The organism is Bradyrhizobium symbiodeficiens (assembly GCF_002266465.3).
Taxonomy (GTDB): domain Bacteria; phylum Pseudomonadota; class Alphaproteobacteria; order Rhizobiales; family Xanthobacteraceae; genus Bradyrhizobium; species Bradyrhizobium symbiodeficiens.
The window spans coordinates 1,484,387-1,499,618 of record NZ_CP029427.2; the positions used below are offsets into that span (position 1 = coordinate 1,484,387).

Annotated in this window: 16 protein-coding genes; 10 read left to right on the forward strand and 6 right to left on the reverse strand. The window is 66.1% G+C overall.

All coding sequences use genetic code 11. The features are described 5' to 3' along the window. Nucleotides 1-33 precede the first annotated feature (33 nt). Genes CIT39_RS06995 through CIT39_RS07005 form a run of 3 tightly spaced genes read left to right on the forward strand, consistent with a single transcriptional unit; the run spans nt 34 to nt 3,837 of the window. Nucleotides 34-531, forward strand: a complete 498-nt coding sequence (locus CIT39_RS06995) for a (2Fe-2S)-binding protein (RefSeq protein ID WP_094973671.1) — start codon at nt 34-36, stop codon at nt 529-531. After that, nucleotides 528-1,583, forward strand: a complete 1,056-nt coding sequence (locus CIT39_RS07000; RefSeq protein WP_094973672.1) for an FAD binding domain-containing protein — start codon at nt 528-530, stop codon at nt 1,581-1,583. Before CIT39_RS06995 ends, CIT39_RS07000 begins: the two co-directional genes overlap by 4 nt. Further along, the gene (locus CIT39_RS07005; protein ID WP_094973673.1) at nt 1,576-3,837 is read left to right on the forward strand and encodes a xanthine dehydrogenase family protein molybdopterin-binding subunit; all 2,262 of its coding nucleotides are present in this window, start codon (nt 1,576-1,578) and stop codon (nt 3,835-3,837) included. The genes CIT39_RS07000 and CIT39_RS07005 overlap by 8 nt, the downstream gene beginning before the upstream one ends. 42 nt (nt 3,838-3,879) lie before the next feature. On the opposite strand, the gene CIT39_RS07010 is transcribed toward CIT39_RS07005, so the two are convergent. Together CIT39_RS07010 and CIT39_RS07015 are read right to left on the reverse strand one after the other, a co-directional pair. Then, on the reverse strand, nt 3,880-4,032 hold the full coding sequence (locus CIT39_RS07010; RefSeq protein WP_162848624.1) for a hypothetical protein: 153 nt from the start codon (nt 4,030-4,032) through the stop codon (nt 3,880-3,882). Between the two features lie 190 nt (nt 4,033-4,222). Then, nucleotides 4,223-4,771 (reverse strand): cupin domain-containing protein, encoded by a 549-nt coding sequence (locus CIT39_RS07015; protein ID WP_094973674.1) that lies wholly within the window; start codon nt 4,769-4,771, stop codon nt 4,223-4,225. A gap of 148 nt (nt 4,772-4,919) precedes the next feature. On the opposite strand from CIT39_RS07015, the gene aptA reads away from it, so the two are divergent. Both aptA and CIT39_RS07025 read left to right on the forward strand, forming a co-directional pair. Further along, entirely contained in the window at nt 4,920-6,248 is a 1,329-nt protein-coding gene (gene aptA, locus CIT39_RS07020) for an omega-aminotransferase AptA (RefSeq protein ID WP_162308383.1), read from the forward strand. Nucleotides 6,249-6,318: 70 nt separating this feature from the next. Continuing rightward, nucleotides 6,319-7,584, forward strand: coding sequence for a D-amino acid dehydrogenase (locus tag CIT39_RS07025; RefSeq protein WP_094973676.1), 1,266 nt, complete (start codon nt 6,319-6,321; stop codon nt 7,582-7,584). A gap of 58 nt (nt 7,585-7,642) precedes the next feature. Here the strand turns inward: CIT39_RS07025 and CIT39_RS07030 are convergent, their stop codons facing one another. After that, a complete protein-coding gene (locus CIT39_RS07030) occupies nt 7,643-8,281 on the reverse strand; it encodes a helix-turn-helix domain-containing protein (protein WP_162308384.1) in 639 nt (212 codons plus the stop codon). A gap of 181 nt (nt 8,282-8,462) precedes the next feature. On the opposite strand from CIT39_RS07030, the gene CIT39_RS07035 reads away from it, so the two are divergent. From CIT39_RS07035 to CIT39_RS07050, 4 genes are read left to right on the forward strand one after another with little or no spacing between them, the layout of a single operon-like run. Further along, nucleotides 8,463-9,227: an ABC transporter substrate-binding protein gene (locus tag CIT39_RS07035; protein ID WP_094973678.1), complete on the forward strand. Its 765-nt coding sequence runs from the start codon at nt 8,463-8,465 to the stop codon at nt 9,225-9,227. A gap of 45 nt (nt 9,228-9,272) precedes the next feature. Then, complete coding sequence (locus CIT39_RS07040) at nt 9,273-9,926, forward strand: amino acid ABC transporter permease (protein WP_094895200.1); 654 nt, start codon at nt 9,273-9,275, stop codon at nt 9,924-9,926. Next, nucleotides 9,923-10,654 carry an amino acid ABC transporter ATP-binding protein gene (locus CIT39_RS07045; protein WP_094973679.1) on the forward strand — a complete coding sequence of 244 codons (732 nt, stop codon included), beginning with the start codon at nt 9,923-9,925 and terminating at the stop codon, nt 10,652-10,654. Before CIT39_RS07040 ends, CIT39_RS07045 begins: the two co-directional genes overlap by 4 nt. A gap of 12 nt (nt 10,655-10,666) precedes the next feature. Next, nucleotides 10,667-11,950 (forward strand): NAD(P)/FAD-dependent oxidoreductase, encoded by a 1,284-nt coding sequence (locus CIT39_RS07050; protein ID WP_094973680.1) that lies wholly within the window; start codon nt 10,667-10,669, stop codon nt 11,948-11,950. 104 nt (nt 11,951-12,054) lie between these two features. Here the strand turns inward: CIT39_RS07050 and CIT39_RS07055 are convergent, their stop codons facing one another. Next, the gene (locus tag CIT39_RS07055) at nt 12,055-13,644 is read right to left on the reverse strand and encodes a gamma-glutamyltransferase family protein (protein WP_094973681.1); all 1,590 of its coding nucleotides are present in this window, start codon (nt 13,642-13,644) and stop codon (nt 12,055-12,057) included. A gap of 120 nt (nt 13,645-13,764) precedes the next feature. On the opposite strand from CIT39_RS07055, the gene CIT39_RS07060 reads away from it, so the two are divergent. Next, nucleotides 13,765-14,538 carry an enoyl-CoA hydratase-related protein gene (locus CIT39_RS07060; protein WP_094973682.1) on the forward strand — a complete coding sequence of 258 codons (774 nt, stop codon included), beginning with the start codon at nt 13,765-13,767 and terminating at the stop codon, nt 14,536-14,538. Nucleotides 14,539-14,662: 124 nt separating this feature from the next. Here the strand turns inward: CIT39_RS07060 and CIT39_RS07065 are convergent, their stop codons facing one another. Together CIT39_RS07065 and CIT39_RS07070 are read right to left on the reverse strand one after the other, a co-directional pair. After that, entirely contained in the window at nt 14,663-14,860 is a 198-nt protein-coding gene (locus tag CIT39_RS07065; RefSeq protein ID WP_334273083.1) for a hypothetical protein, read from the reverse strand. Between the two features lie 9 nt (nt 14,861-14,869). Next, on the reverse strand, nt 14,870-15,103 hold the full coding sequence (locus CIT39_RS07070; protein WP_094973683.1) for a DUF6894 family protein: 234 nt from the start codon (nt 15,101-15,103) through the stop codon (nt 14,870-14,872). Between the last annotated feature and the right edge of the window lie 129 nt (nt 15,104-15,232).

A 15,232-nucleotide genomic window follows, 5' to 3' on the forward strand; every position in this document is an offset into this window, starting at 1 on the left:
ATCACTCATGTCCAAATCTGATCGGAGCCTTGTATGAACCACTCCATCAGCCTCACCGTGAACGGTGCGCGGCGCGACTTCGTCCTCGACGATCCGCGCGTCACGCTGCTCGATCTCTTGCGTGAGCGCCTTCATCTCACCGGAACCAAGAAGGGATGCGATCGCGGCCAATGCGGCGCCTGCACCATCCTGGTCGACGGCAAGCGCATCAACTCCTGCCTCGCGCTCGCGATCAGTCATGACGGCGCCGACATCCTCACCATCGAGGGTGTCGCGCGCGGCGACCAGTTGCACCCGGTGCAGGCCGCCTTCATCGCCCATGACGGATTTCAGTGCGGCTTCTGCACGCCCGGCCAGGTCATGAGCGCGATTGGCATGATGCGCGAAGGCCAGGCCGGCAACGATCCCGAGCGCATCCGCGAATGCATGAGCGGCAATCTGTGCCGCTGCGGCGCCTATGCCGGCATCGTCGATGCCGTGCTCGAGGCGCAAGGACAGATGGACGAAACCAACCAGAGGCGCTCGGCATGAAACGGTTCGATTATGTCAGGCCCGCCACCGTCACTGAAGCCGTTGCTGCCGCGGCCCAGCCGGGCGCCGTCTATCTCGCCGCCGGCACCAATCTGCTCGATCTGATGAAGGGCAATATCAGCCGTCCGGATCGTCTGGTCGACGTCACGCATCTCGAGGGACTTGACGCGATCGAGCGCCTCGCCGACGGGTCGTTGCGCATCGGCGCGCTCGTCAGCAACGCCGATCTCGCGCATGATGCGGACTTCGCAAGGTCCTATCCCGCCGTCGCCGAAGCCCTTCTCTCGGGGGCATCCGCACAGTTGCGCAATGCCGCGACTGTCGGCGGCAACCTCCTGCAACGGACGCGCTGTGCGTATTTCTACGACACTGCCAGCCGCTGCAACAAGCGCGAGGCCGGCAGCGGCTGCGACGCCCGCGGCGGCGAGAACCGCACGCACGCCGTGCTCGGCTGGAGCGAGAGCTGCATCGCCACCCATCCATCCGATTTCTGCGTGCCGCTGGTCGCACTCGGTGCAGTCGTCGAGATCGAAGGCCGGGGCGGGCGGCGCGAGATCGCGCTCGACGAGCTGCATCGCCTGCCCGGCGATACGCCCGAGCGGGAGTCCGCGCTCGAGCCCGGCGATCTCATCGTCGCGGTGCGCCTGCCGAAGGCCGCGCGTGAATTTACTTCGCATGCGCGCTACCTCAAGGTTCGCGAGCGCACCTCCTACGCCTTCGCGATGGTCTCGGCCGCTGCTGCGTTGCGGATCGAGAACGGCAGGATCGCGGAAGCACGGCTTGCGCTCGGCGGCGTCGCCGCAAAGCCCTGGCGTGCCCGCGCTGCGGAGGACGTGCTCAAGGGCGTCGCGCCCACGGCCGATGCCTTCCAGGAAGCCGCCTGGCGTGCGCTCACCGACGCAAAGCCGTCCGGCGACAATGCCTTCAAGATCGAGCTCGCACGCCGCATCGTCGTGCGCGCGCTGACCCTCGCTGCCGCCGGCACGCCCGCGCGCCTGCCCGCACTGCCGGCCTCTCCCTTTGCCTCGACATCAGGAGCCATCCATGCCTGAGCTCAACCTGACCAGCGCGCCCGCCCATTTGCGGCACGGCTCGAACATCGGCCAGCCGCTGACCCGCCGTGACGGCGTTCTCAAGGTCACGGGGCAGGCGACCTATGCCGCCGACAATCATCCGCCCGGCATGCTGTTTGCGGTGATCGCCGTGGCCGGCATCGCGCATGGCCGCGTGACCTCGCTCGATGTCGCCGCCGCAAAACGCCATCCTGGCGTCGTCGATGTCATGACACCGGACCACAAGCCGCAGCTTGCGATCGACCCGGAGATCAAGACCAATCCGTTCGTGTTCCGGATGGAGGTGCTGCAGAGCAACGAGGTGCGCTACGCCAATCAGCCGATCGCGGTCGTGATCGCCGAGACGCTTGAAGCTGCGACGGAAGGCGCCGTGCTGCTGGCGCCGCGTTACGAGACGCTCCCCGCGCTGGTCGGCCTCGATGCCGGCGAGAGTTATGTGCCGCCGGTCGTCGGCGTCGGCAACCCCACCGAAAATCACCGCGGCGATGTCGAGGCGGGCCTTGCCTCGGCCGAAAAGCAGATCGACGCGACCTACGAGACGCCGCCGCAATATCACAACGCCATGGAGCCGCATGCGATCGTGGCTCACTGGGATGGCGACAATCTGCAGATCGACATGCCGACCCAGGGCCTGATGCTGTCGCTGGCGCGCGTCGCCGAGCTGTTCGGCATCGCCCACGACAAGATTCACATCCGCAGCCCCTTCCTCGGCGGTGGCTTCGGCTCCAAGGGATTGATGGCGGGGCCGCCGGTGCTCGGCATCATGGCGGCCAAGCTGGTCGGCAAGCCGGTCAAGCTGGTGCTGCGCCGCGAGCAGATGTATGGCCCGGTCGGCCATCGCGCGCCGACGCGCCAGCGCCTGCGCATCGGCGCCGACGGAGAGGGACGTCTGACCGCGCTCGATCACCATGCGCGGACCGTGTCGAGCACGTTCGACGATTTCTACGAGCCCGCGGCCGATGCCTCTCACACGCTCTATGCGGCGCCCGCGATCCGCACCTCCCACGATGCCGTACGCGTCAACACCGGCACGCCGCTGTTCATGCGCGCACCGGGCGAGGCGACCGGCTCGATCGCGCTGGAGAGCGCGATCGACGAGATGGCCTGGGCCTGCGGCATCGATCCGCTCGCCTTTCGCCTGAAGAACTACGCCGAAATCGAGCCGATCACGGGGAAGCCGTTCTCGTCGAAGGCACTGCGAGCCTGTTACGACCAGGGCGCGTCGCGCTTCGGCTGGGCGAAGCGTCCGCTGCAGCCGCGGCAGATGCGCGACGATGCCGGACTGCTGGTCGGCTGGGGCATGGGCACGGCGACCTTCCCGGCGCTGATGTTCCAGGCCGAAGCGCGCGCGGCGATCCGCCGCGACGGCTCGGGCGTGATGGAGATCGGTGCACACGACATGGGGCAGGGTGCCTGGACGGCGCTGGCCCAGATCGCCGCCGACGCCGTCGGCCTCGATATCGACCGCGTCGCGTTCAAGGCCGGTACGTCCGATTTGCCCGATGCCGGCATTGCCGGCGGCTCGGCGCACACGGCAACCGCGGGTGCGGCGATCCACAGCGCCGGCGCGGCCGTGATCGCGAAGCTCGCCGATCTCGCCACCGGCGACGAGCGATCACCGCTGTTCGGCGCCGGCAATACCGGCGTGATCGCGCGCGACGGCCGGTTGATCCGGCGCGACGACGAGAGCCGCGGCGAGAGCTACGCCGAGATCCTCGCGCGAGCCGGCGTCGCCGAAGTCGAGGCGCGCGGTACCGGCGCGCCGAACCCTGCGGCGATGCAGGAATATGCGATGCATGCCCATGGCGCGGTGTTTGCGGAGGTGAAGGTCGATCCCGAGCTCGGCCAGGTCCGTGTCAGCCGCATGGTCGGGGCCTTTGCGGCTGGGCGGATCGTCAACCCGCGCATGGTGCAAAGCCAGCTCTTCGGCGGCATGATCTGGGGCCTATCCTTTGCGCTGCACGAGGAGGCCGTCACCGACAAGCGTAGCGGGCGGATCATGAACGCCGATCTCGGCGAGTACCATGTCCCCGTGAATGCCGATGTGCCGCCGCTCGACGTCATCACCGTCGAGGAGCACGACCCGCACGTCAACGCGCTCGGCATCAAGGGCGTCGGCGAGATCGGCATCACCGGCAGTGCCGGTGCGGTCGCGAACGCGGTCTGGCATGCGACCGGCGTGCGGGTGCGCAAATTTCCGATCCGGATCGAGGAGTTGCTGACGCAGCGTTGAGGCGGCAGGCGGGGCGAGGCCTGCTCGCTCCGCGGCGGCCGATCAGTTCATCATCCTGCGGAGAGTCTTGATCTGCTCTCTCTGCGCTTCGATGTATTTCGCGATGGCCTTGCGCAGCTCGCGCGAATGGAGCTTGTCGGTGTCGCGCTGGACTTCGTCGAGCGCGGCTTCCGCATTGGCGAGTGTGGTCTTCATGCGCGAGCCCTGTTACGAAGCGGCCCCGGAGTGCCTAGGAGCCCGGGGCCATAACCTCAGCACCTCTAAGCCAGGCTGCTCGGCTACGGTTCGTAATATATAGAGGTCCGGCGCGCAGAAATTGAGATGGCTCAACCACCGTAAGATACCGGTGGCCGCCCGTAACTTTCCGGATGTGACTGATCGTGCTTCAGAACGTTGGCGGCGTGCAGGCCGAGATCACCTCGCACGGCTTGCCGCCGACGCAGCGGAAGCGGTGTGGGCGGCGGCTCTCGAAATAATAGGCGTCGCCGGGATTGAGGATGCGCCGCTCGTCCTCGACGGTGACTTCGAGCTTGCCCGAGATCACGATGCCGCCTTCCTCGCCGTCATGGACGAGGTGGACGCGCCCGGTGTCGCTGCCGGGCTCGTAGCACTCTTTCAGGATCTGCAGGCTGCGGCCGAACAGATTGTCGCCGACCTGGCGATACGAGATCGGCTTCTTGCCGACTTCGGTCAGCTCCTCGGCGCGATAGAAGATCTTGCGCCGCGACTCCGGCTCCAGCGCGAAGAACTCGGCGAGCCCCATTGGGATGCCGTCGAGGATGCGCTTGAGGGCGCCGACCGACGGGTTCATCTGGTTGGATTCGATCAGCGAGATCGTCGAATTGGTGACCCCGGCGCGCTTGGCGAGCTCGCGCTGCGACAGCTTGTGGTGCGCCCGGATGAATCGCAGCCGTCCACCGATGTCGACGCTCATACCCCTGGTCCCTGTTGCAGGTGTTGCGGATCGCGCAAATATGGACCGGCGGCCCCAGTAAAATCAATGGCTTGCAGGCTGCCAGAAAAGGACTTGTTGCGGTTCTGAAGCCGTGCCTCTGCTATCCAGTCAGCAAAGGAGCGCGGCCGTGACCCTTCATCAGATTCCGAACACTATCAAGACCGACTCGTTCTGGATGCCGTTCACGGCCAACCGGCAGTTCAAGAAGGCGCCGCGGCTGTTCTCGTCGGCCGAGGGCATGCACTACACCACCGTCGACGGCCGCAAGGTCATCGACGGCTCCGCCGGCCTGTGGTGCGTCAATGCCGGCCATGGCCGCAAGCAGATCGCCGCCGCGGTCGAGCGCCAGCTCATGACGCTGGACTTCGCGCCGTCGTTCCAGATGGGCCATCCGCTGGCGTTCGACTTCGCCGAGCGGCTCGCCGAGATCGCGCCGAAGGGCCTCGACCGCATCTTCTTCACCAATTCCGGCTCCGAGTCGGTCGACACCGCGCTGAAGATCGCGCTCGCCTATCACCGTGCCAACGGCCAGGCGAGCCGCACCCGTCTGATCGGCCGCGAGCGCGGCTATCACGGCGTCGGCTTCGGCGGCACCTCGGTCGGCGGGATGGTCGCCAATCGCCGCGCCTTCACGACCCTGCTGCCGGGCGTCGACCATATTCGCCACACCCACGATCTCACCCGCAACGCCTTCGCCAAGGACCAGCCCGAGCATGGCGCCGAGCTCGCCGACGATCTCGAGCGTCTGGTGGCCCTGCATGGCGCCGAGACCATCGCCGCCGTCATCGTCGAGCCGGTGCCGGGTTCGACCGCGGTGCTGCCGCCGCCGAAGGGCTATCTGCAGCGCCTGCGCGAGATCTGCGACAAGCACGGCATTCTCCTGATCTTCGACGAGGTCATCACCGGCTTCGGACGTCTCGGCACGCCGTTCGCCGCCAATTTCTTTGGCGTCACGCCTGATATGATGACGACCGCCAAGGGCATCACCAACGGCACCATTCCCTGCGGCGCGGTGTTTGCGCATCGCAAGGTGCATGACGCCATGATGATCGGCCCGGAAAACGTCATGGAGCTGTTCCATGGCTACACCTATTCGGCGCATCCCACCGCCTGCGCCGCCGGTATCGCGACGCTCGACATCTACAAGGACGAGGGCCTGCTGACGCGCGGTGCCTCGATCGCCGAATATTGGCGCGATGCGCTGCATTCGCTCAAAGGCCTGCCCAACGTCATCGACATCCGCAATTGCGGCCTGATGGGCGCGGTCGAGCTCTCGCCGCGCGACGGCGCGGTGGGTGCGCGTGGCTACGACGTCATGGTCGACTGCTTCAATCGTGGGCTCTACTTCCGCATGAGCGGCGATAGCTTCGCGCTGTCGCCGCCCCTCATCGTCGAGAAGAGCCACATCGACGATATCGTCTCGATCCTGGGCGATGCCATCAAGCGGGTGGCCTGATAATTGCTCTCGCCGTTGCGAGTTGTTTCCTTGCAGCGGCGAGCGTGATGCCGCGGGAGTTTGACCAAGCGTGAAAGTTCTGATCCTCGGCAGCGGTGTCATCGGTGTCACCTCTGCCTACTACCTCGCGCGTGCCGGCCATGAGGTGACGGTCGTCGACCGCCAGCCCGAGCCGGCACTGGAGACCTCCTTCGCCAATGCCGGCGAGGTCTCGCCCGGCTATTCCTCGCCCTGGGCCGGGCCCGGCGTGCCGGTGAAGGCGGTGAAGTGGCTCCTGATGAAGCACGGCCCGCTGGTGATCCGGCCGAAGCTCGATCCCGTGATGTGGGTCTGGCTGCTCAAGATGCTGCGCAACTGCACCAGCGCGCGTTATGCGGTCAACAAGAGCCGGATGATCCCGATCGCGGAATACAGTCGCGATTCCCTGCGCGACCTGCGCCGTGACATCGGCATTCAATATGACGAGCGCTCGCAAGGCACGCTGCAGCTGTTCCGTTACCAGGCGCAGCTCGATGGCACCGGCGAAGACATCGCCGTGCTCAAGCAATATGGAGTGCCCTACGAGACGTTGAGCCGCGAAGGCTGCATCGCGGTCGAGCCTGCGCTCGCAGGCGTGAAGGAAAAATTCGTCGGCGGGCTCCGCCTGCCGCAGGACGAGACCGGCGATTGCCACATGTTCACGCAGGCGCTGGCCAAGCACGCCGAAGCGCTCGGCGTCCGCTTCATGTTCAACACCGGCATCGATCGCATCGTCACCGAGGGCGCGCGCGTCAGCGGTGTCGCGACCAGTGCCGGGATGTTGCAGGCCGACGCTTACGTGCTCGCGCTCGGCAGCTATTCGTCGCAGATGGCCGCGCCGCTCGGCATTTCGCTGCCAGTCTATCCAGTGAAGGGCTATTCGATCACGGTGCCGATCAAGGACGCCTCCGGCGCGCCGGAATCCACCGTGATGGACGAGAGCTACAAGGTCGCGATCACCCGTCTCGGCGATCGCATCCGCGTCGGAGGTACCGCCGAAATCTCGGGCTTCTCGACCAAGCTCTATGATGCGCGCCGCGCCACGCTGGATCATTCGCTGACCGACCTGTTTCCGCGCGGCGGCGATCTCTCCAAGGCGACGTTCTGGAGCGGCCTGCGTCCGATGACGCCGGACGGCCCGCCCGTGATCGGTCCGACACCATACGCCAATCTCCACCTCAACACCGGCCACGGCACGCTCGGCTGGACCATGTCCTGTGGCTCGGCGCGCGTGCTCGCCGACATGCTGTCGGGCAAGAAGCCGGACATCGACGTCAGCGCGCTGACGGTGGACCGGTATCAGCATCGGTTTGGATGATTGCTGCTGTCATTTCGGGTTCGCCTCTTCGAGGCGCCCCGAATGACGGCAACCGAGCCTACCCCGCCCCCGTCACGCAATTCACCCATAGCACCACGGCCTTCGCGTCCTCGGCCGGATTTGAAAACCGGTGCGGCCTTCGGCTCGCAAAGCGAAAGCTGTCGCCGGTCTTCAGCGACCAGGTCTCGCTGTCCACTGTCAGCAGCATCTCGCCTTTGAGCACCAGGCCCGCCTCTTCGCCGTCATGCGTGTAGAGCTCGTCGCCGGTGGAGCCGCCGGGCTCCAGATGCACCAGGAACAGATTGAGCTTGTTGTCGGCGCTGGCCGGGCTCAGCAATTGCTTCGACACGCCGGTGCGCCAGAGCTTCAGCTCGGGCCGCTGCAGCCCGCGCGTCACCACCTGGTCGGAGGTGCCGTCGGCGCTCGGGCTCGCGCCGAACAATGCGGCGATGCCGACGCCGAGCACGTCGGCGAGCGTCGCCAGTACGCGAAGCGACGGCGACGACAGGCCGCGCTCGATCTGGCTGAGGAAACCGATCGACAGTGAGGTGCGCGCCGCGACTGTCTCCAGCGAAAATTTCCTGACACGCCGGAGATCCCGGATGCGGCGGCCGACGGCGACGTCCATTGCCGGCTCCGCCGGCTTCTCGCCAGCCTTCGTCTTCTTCACCGCTTTCGCGGCGGCCGGTTTGCGCATTCTCTTGCCACCGCTCACGTCAAACCGCTTCCTTCATGTGCATGAAAACCACTTGCATCACCCACGAAAGTGTGACCAAATTTTCATATTGGTGAAAATAGGCCGAAACGGCTCGGCCCGCAACGTCTGCGATGACGACATTTGCGGGGCGCCGCATCGGCCGGACCCAAAGGGGAATGCGATGGCGTTGAAGCGTTTTGGTCTGGCCGCGGTCGCGGCGCTCGCAATTGCAGCCGTGGCGCCGGCCTCGGCGCAACAGGTGCTGAAGGTCGGCTCGACGCCGACGGGCATTCCCTTCACCTTCCTCGACACCAAGACCAACACCATCCAGGGCATCATGGTCGATCTCGTCACGGAAGTGGGCAAGGATGCCGGCTTCAACGTGCAGATCGAGCCGATGCAGTTCTCGGCGCTGATCCCGTCGCTGACGTCGAGCAAGATCGACATCATCGCGGCCGCGATGTTCATCACGGCGCCGCGCAAGGAGGTCGTCGACTTCTCCGATCCGATCTACACCTACGGCGAGGGCCTGGTGGTTCCGAAGGCCGACACCAAGGCCTATGCCACGCAGGACGATCTGAAGGGCGAGACGGTCGGCGCGCAGGTCGGCACCGCCTTCGTCGATGCGCTGAAGAAGTCCGGGCTGTTCGCCGACGTCAAGGCCTACGATACCATCCCCGACATCCTGCGCGACGTGAACACCGGCCGCCTCAAGGCCGGCTACGCCGACTATCCGATCCTCGCCTACAATCTGAAGCAGGGCGGCTTCCCCGAGGTTCGTCTCGTCGATGGCTACAAGCCCGTCACCGTCGGCTCGGTCGGCATCGGCGTGCGCAAGGGCGAGACCGCGCTACTCGGCAAGATCAACGCGTCGCTGGCGAAGCTCAAGGCCAACGGCACCATCGACAAGATCCTCAATAAATGGGGCCTGAAAGCTCAGGGCTGATCGGTAGCGCCGGATCGATGAAGGCTCTTGAGTGAAGGCTTGCCGATGAAAGGCTTTTGGCACGACGCCGTCGAGTTCTTTCCGATCCTGATGAGCGGCGTCGTGCTGACGATCGTCGTCACCATCGGCTCGCTGCTGCTCTCGACGGTGCTCGGCCTGATCTGGGCGATGATGCGGGTCTCCGGCATCAAGGCGCTGTCGCTGCTCAGCGCCAGCCTGATCAACGTGATCCGCGGCATCCCGATCATCGTGCTGTTGTTCTACCTCTACTTCGTGATGCCCGATCTCGGCGTGACGCTGTCGGCGCTGCAAGCCGCGATCCTCGGGCTCGGCATCGCCTATTCGGCCTATCAGGCCGAAAATTTCCGCGCCGGCATCGAGGCGATCGACAAGGGCCAGATCGAGGCGGCGCAGTCGATCGGCATGGGCTGGTGGCTGACCATGCGCCGCGTGGTGTTGCCGCAGGCGGTGCGGATCGTGCTGCCACCTTACGGCAACGTCATGATCATGATGCTGAAGGATTCCTCGCAGGCCTCGACCATCACGGTCGCCGAGCTCGCGCTTCAGGGCAAGCTGATCGCGTCCTCGACCTTCAAGAACACCAACGTGTTCACAATGGTGGCGCTGATGTATCTCACCATGAGCATCCCGCTGATCCTGCTGGTTCGTCATTTCGAGAAGCGGGCCGGCAAGAAATGATCGAGCTCAACGACGTCCACAAGAGCTTTGGCGCGAACGAGGTGCTCAAGGGCATCACGGCGTCCGTACAGAAGGGCGAGGTGGTCTGCGTCATCGGCCCGTCTGGCTCGGGCAAGTCGACGATCCTGCGCTGCATCAACGGGCTCGAAAGCTACGACCGCGGCGAGATCAGCGTCGAAGGCCTGAAGGTCGATCGCGATGCGCCGTCGATCGTGAAGGTTCGCACCCAGGTCTCGATGGTGTTCCAGCGCTTCAACCTGTTTCCGCACCGCACGGCACTCGAAAACGTCATCGAGGGGCCGCTCTACGTCAAGAAGGAATCCCGCGCGCAGGCGCTCGAGCGCGGCCGCGCGCTGCTTGCGCAGGTGGGGCTCGCCGAAAAGGCCGACGCGCATCCGCCCCAGCTCTCCGGCGGGCAGCAGCAGCGCGTCGCGATCGCGCGGGCGCTCGCGATGCAGCCCAAGGCGATCCTGTTCGACGAGCCGACCTCGGCGCTCGATCCCGAATTGGTCGGCGACGTGCTCGGCGTCATGCGCAAGCTCGCCGACGACGGCATGACCATGGTGGTCGTCACCCACGAGATGGGCTTTGCCCGCGACGTTGCCGACCGTGTGCTGTTCATCGACGGCGGAATCATCGTCGAGCAGGGACCGGCCAAGGCGCTGCTCAACCAACCCCAGCATCCGCGCACGCAAGACTTCTTGCGGCGCGTGCTGCATCCGCTCTGACCGGTTCTCGATATGACGCGCCTGCCTCTGCCGCCCTCGCTCTATGCCGACACCGCCGTCGCGCCGGTCGCCACGCCGCCGCTCGATGTCGACAAGAATGTCGCCGTCGCGATCATCGGCGGCGGCTACACAGGCCTCTCCACCGCGCTGCATCTGGCCGAGCAGGGCGTCGACGCCCTGGTGCTGGAGGCGCAGGAGCCGGGTTGGGGCGCGTCGGGCAATAATGGCGGCCACACCAATCCCGGACTAAAGCACGACCCTGATCAGATCGAGGCCGATTTCGGCGCGGACCTCGGCCGCCGCATGATCGCGTTCTCCTATGGCACCACGAATTTCACCCACGAGCTGATCCGCCGCTATCAGATCCCGTGCGAGGCGCGCCAGAACGGGACGCTGCGTGCGGCCTACAACGAGGCCAGTGCCGCCGCGATCGAGACGACGGCGCAGCAATGCATCCGGCGCGGCATGCCGGTGACCTATCTGAACCGCGAGCAGCTCCGCGAGATGACCGGCACCGATCGCTACATCGGCGCCATGCTGGACGCGCGCGGCGGCGATCTGCATCCGCTCAGCTACGCCCGCGGTCTCGCGCGTGCGGCGATCTCGGCCGGCGCGAAGGTGCATGGCGAGACGCCGGCGCTGTCGCTGCGCCGTGAGGGCTCGCGCTGGCGCATCGAGACGCCGCGGGCGGTGGTGCATGCCGACAAGGTCCTGCTCGCCACCAACGGCTTTACCGACGATCTCTGGCCGGCGCTCCGCCGCACCATCGTGCCGGTGTTCTCCTCGATCGCCGCCACGGCGCCGCTCTCCGACGCGGTGGCCCGCTCCATCATGCCGACGCGTCCCGTGCTCTACGAGAGCGGTCACATCACGGTCTATTACCGCATCGATCAGCTCAACCGTCTGTTGATGGGCGGCCGCGGCCCGATGCGCTGGATCAAGTCGCCGCACGACGTCGCCTATCTCATGCGGTATGCAGAGCGGCTATGGCCGCAGCTCAGGGGCGTCTCCTGGACGCACGGCTGGAACAGCCGCCTCGCCATCACCGGGGATCACTATCCCCATGTGCATGAGCCGGCCGAAAACATCCTGATCTCGCTCGGCTGCAACGGCCGCGGCGTCGCGCTCGCGACCGCGATGGGGGCGCAGCTGGCGCGACGGCTGATCGGCGGCGCCAGGGCCGAGATCGACATGCCCATCACCGGCATCAAGCCGATCCCGATGCATGCGTTCTGGCCGGTGGGTGTGACGACCGCCGTGATCGCGGGGCGGGTGCGGGACCGGTTGGGGATTTAGCGCGCGATTGGATCATCGTCGCTACTAGGAAGCAGGCGCGCGCCCTCTCCCGCTTGCGGGAGAGGTAAAGCAGCGCCCGTGGTCGGACCGAGTTTCCCGAATATTCAGCCTTCCGTCACCGCATCCGCCCAGGGATGGAAGATCTCGACCGCGCCGGAATTGACGTCGCCGTCGCGCATCACCACGCTCGGGCAAGCGAATTTCTGCGGCAAAGCCTGCACGCGGGTCTCTTCATAGTCGAAGCGCGCGGCAAGGGCTTTGCGGACGTCCTCCGGCAGGCGAGCATCGCCGATCACCACCGCGCCTTCGCTGGCGTCGATGCGCGGCTGGTGGATGGCGGCATCGAGATCCATGCCGAAATCCATCGCAAAGGAGACGAGCTGCATCACCGAGGGCAGGATGCGGCGGCCGCCGGAGGCGCCGACAGCGAGCCGCTTGCCGTCCTTCGTCTCTGCGATGACGGGCGTGTAGTTGCAGAGGCAGCGCTTGCCGGGCGCGAGCGAATTGGTGGTGCCCGGCGTCGGATCGAACCACATGATGCCGTTGTTCATGGCGATGCCGGTGTGCGGCGTCACGTATCTCGAGCCGAACGACGACAGCAGCGTCTGCGTCACCGCCGCGATGTTGCCGTGTCGGTCGACCACGGAGAAATGCGTGGTGCAGGCGGGCGCCAGATATTCGGCACCAAGCGAGCGTTTGCCGTCGGCATCGCCCATGTCCTTGAGCCGCTCGCGGAAGGCCGCCTGCAGAGCGAGGGCATATTCGACATAGGCGGCCGCGTCCGGCGCACTTCCCGGCTTCAGGCTCTGCTGCAACAGGCGCAGCGCGTGTGCCATGGTGGGTCCGGCCGTGAGCTCGGGCGTCGCATACACCTTGCCGTCGCGATACGGGATCGCCAGCGGCTCGCGCAAATGCGCGCGGAAGGCGGCGAGGTCCTCGACCGACAGCGAACCGCCGTCGGCCTTGATGTCGGAGGCGATGCTCCTGGCGAGATCGCCCTGGTAGAAATCGCGCGGTCCGGCCTCGGCGAGATGCGACAGCGTCGCTTTCAGCGTGTCCTGCGGCAGTCGCGTCTCGGCCTTGATGCCCCATGGCGCGCTCGGTGGCAGGCCGTCCTTCAGGAACGCCGCCGCGCTGGCGGGATAGCGCCTGAGATCGGCGGCCGAGCCGGAGATCGTCCCCGTGGTCCACCAATCGACAAGCAGGCCTTCGCCGGCCAGCGTGGCTGCCGGCGTGACCAGATCCTTCCAGGGCATCTTGGCGTAGCGGCGATGCGCCTCCTCCATCCCGGCGACGACGCCGGGCACCGCGATCGAACCGGGGCCGTGGATGTTGCGATCGTCCTTCACCCGCGGCCAGGGGAAGAGATCGGAGGCCGCGCCTGCGCCGCTGAGCGGATAATCGGCAGCGCGCAGACTCTGTGGCGCGGACATGCCGTAGTCGATCACCTCGGTGCGATTTTCCTTGGCGCGGTAGAGCACCATCGCACCGCCGCCGCCGATACCGCTGTTCCAGGGCTCCAGCACGTTCAGAGCCATGGTGGTCGCCACGACGGCGTCCACGCAGTCGCCGCCCGCCGCCAGCACCTGCGCGCCCACTTCGGCCGCCCGCCGCGACTGCGAGGCGACGATGCCGCCCTTGGATGTGACGGCGGGTTTGCGGACGGTTTGGTTGAGGCTGAACTGATGAGGCATGATGTCGTCTTGATCTCTGTTGTTTTGGCATTGCCGTGCTGGCGCGAAAGCTCAGCATTGGCGGGCGTTGCGAAGGATGGCACATTGCCGCCAACGAGAAAATCCAAAGGGAGGCGCGACATGGCTGGTGTGAAACAGGCGCGGGATGGCACGGTCGGAATCCTGACGCTGGACGAGCCGGCGAGCCTGAACGCGATGACGCCGGACCTGCTCGGCGCGCTCGCCGCCGCCATCGGCGAGATGTCGCAGGACGAGGGTATTCGAGCCCTGATCCTCACCGGCGCGGGGCGCGGTTTTTGCTCAGGACAGAATTTGAAGGCGTCGGAAGCGCTGGGTGAGGATATTGCGGCCGGCGTCATGCGGTTCTACTGGCCCGCCTTCAAGGCGTTACGCGAATGCCGCGTGCCCGTTGTCGTCGCCGTCAACGGCGTGGCGGCCGGCGGCGGCTTCAGCTTGGCGATGGCGGGCGACATGATCGTCGCGGCGCGGTCGGCGAGCTTCATCCAGGTGTTCAGCCGCATTGCGCTGGTGCCGGATCTCGGCTCGACCTGGCTGCTGCCGCGGCTGATCGGCCGCCAGCGTGCCCTCGAGCTGATGTTGCTGAACGAGCCGCTGACGGTCGAACGCGCCCATGAGATCGGCCTCGTGCGGCAGGTCGTCGACGATGCGAAGCTGATGGAGGAAGCCCTGACGTTGGCGCGGCGTCTGGCGGAGGGCCCGACGCGCGCCTTGGTGGCAACGCGCCTGCTCGTCGAGGAGAGCGAGCATGCGACCTACGAGGCGCAGTTCCGCAGGGAAATCGAGCTTCAGGCGGTGGTCCGCAAGAGCGCCGACGCGATCGAGGGGCGCAACGCTTTTGTCGAGAAACGCACGGCGAAGTTTACGGGGAAGTGAGTTTGGGCGCGCTTGCCCTACTCGTCATGCCCGGGCTTGTCCTAGCTTGTCCCGGGCATCCACGTCTTTGACCCACGTCCAAAAACGTAGATGGCCGGGACAAGCCCGGCCGTGACGACGGAGGTCAAAGCGACGAACCGGCGCTCAGAGCGAGCGGTTCAGCCGGCTGGCCCTGATACTTGGCGCGCCATTTGGGGCCCGGCCCGCGCATATAGTGCAACTCGGGGCGGTAGGGGTTGCCGGCGACCCGGATCAGCGTCTGCCATTTGGCGGCGACGAAGCTCAGCGGCTGGCGGAACAGGCTTAGTGACGCGATCAACATGGCATCACCTCAATGCGGCTTGCCGAGCATGGCGGTGAAGGGGAGATCGAAAATCTCTTCGCCGTCGTCGTCGCTGACGTGGATCACCCAGTCGCGCCAGTCTTCGTTGCTGGGCGTCAGGATCATCGACCGCATGATTTGGGAGGCACGGTCGCGCGCCTCGGTGAGATTGGAGACGGCGGCGCCGTAGCGGTCGATCAGCGTGCCCTCGGTGTTGGAGCAGTGAAAATAGACCTGGACCATATGCGCCTCCTGGCGGCAGCAACTTGGATGGCAATTCGATACCACCCGAAGCCTTCGTGAAACATTCGGGTCGATCCCGGTGAGGGAATCTACGGAGATTGGTCGGCCCAGAGGTCGTTAGAGGTTTAA

Bases quoted from the DNA above. Each gene is read 5' to 3' on its own strand.
- CIT39_RS07065 (WP_334273083.1), bottom strand. From the start codon at position 14,860: ATGTTGATCGCGTCACTAAGCCTGTTCCGCCAGCCGCTGAGCTTCGTC.
- CIT39_RS07010 (WP_162848624.1), bottom strand. From the start codon at position 4,032: ATGAAGACCACACTCGCCAATGCGGAAGCCGCGCTCGACGAAGTCCAG.
- CIT39_RS07060 (WP_094973682.1), top strand. From the start codon at position 13,765: ATGGCTGGTGTGAAACAGGCGCGGGATGGCACGGTCGGAATCCTGACG.
- CIT39_RS07045 (WP_094973679.1), top strand. From the start codon at position 9,923: ATGATCGAGCTCAACGACGTCCACAAGAGCTTTGGCGCGAACGAGGTG.
- CIT39_RS07030 (WP_162308384.1), bottom strand. From the start codon at position 8,281: ATGCGCAAACCGGCCGCCGCGAAAGCGGTGAAGAAGACGAAGGCTGGC.
- CIT39_RS07005 (WP_094973673.1), top strand. From the start codon at position 1,576: ATGCCTGAGCTCAACCTGACCAGCGCGCCCGCCCATTTGCGGCACGGC.
- CIT39_RS07055 (WP_094973681.1), bottom strand. From the start codon at position 13,644: ATGCCTCATCAGTTCAGCCTCAACCAAACCGTCCGCAAACCCGCCGTC.
- CIT39_RS07035 (WP_094973678.1), top strand. From the start codon at position 8,463: ATGGCGTTGAAGCGTTTTGGTCTGGCCGCGGTCGCGGCGCTCGCAATT.
- CIT39_RS07015 (WP_094973674.1), bottom strand. From the start codon at position 4,771: ATGAGCGTCGACATCGGTGGACGGCTGCGATTCATCCGGGCGCACCAC.
- CIT39_RS07040 (WP_094895200.1), top strand. From the start codon at position 9,273: ATGAAAGGCTTTTGGCACGACGCCGTCGAGTTCTTTCCGATCCTGATG.
- CIT39_RS07050 (WP_094973680.1), top strand. From the start codon at position 10,667: ATGACGCGCCTGCCTCTGCCGCCCTCGCTCTATGCCGACACCGCCGTC.
- CIT39_RS07070 (WP_094973683.1), bottom strand. From the start codon at position 15,103: ATGGTCCAGGTCTATTTTCACTGCTCCAACACCGAGGGCACGCTGATC.
- CIT39_RS06995 (WP_094973671.1), top strand. From the start codon at position 34: ATGAACCACTCCATCAGCCTCACCGTGAACGGTGCGCGGCGCGACTTC.
- CIT39_RS07000 (WP_094973672.1), top strand. From the start codon at position 528: ATGAAACGGTTCGATTATGTCAGGCCCGCCACCGTCACTGAAGCCGTT.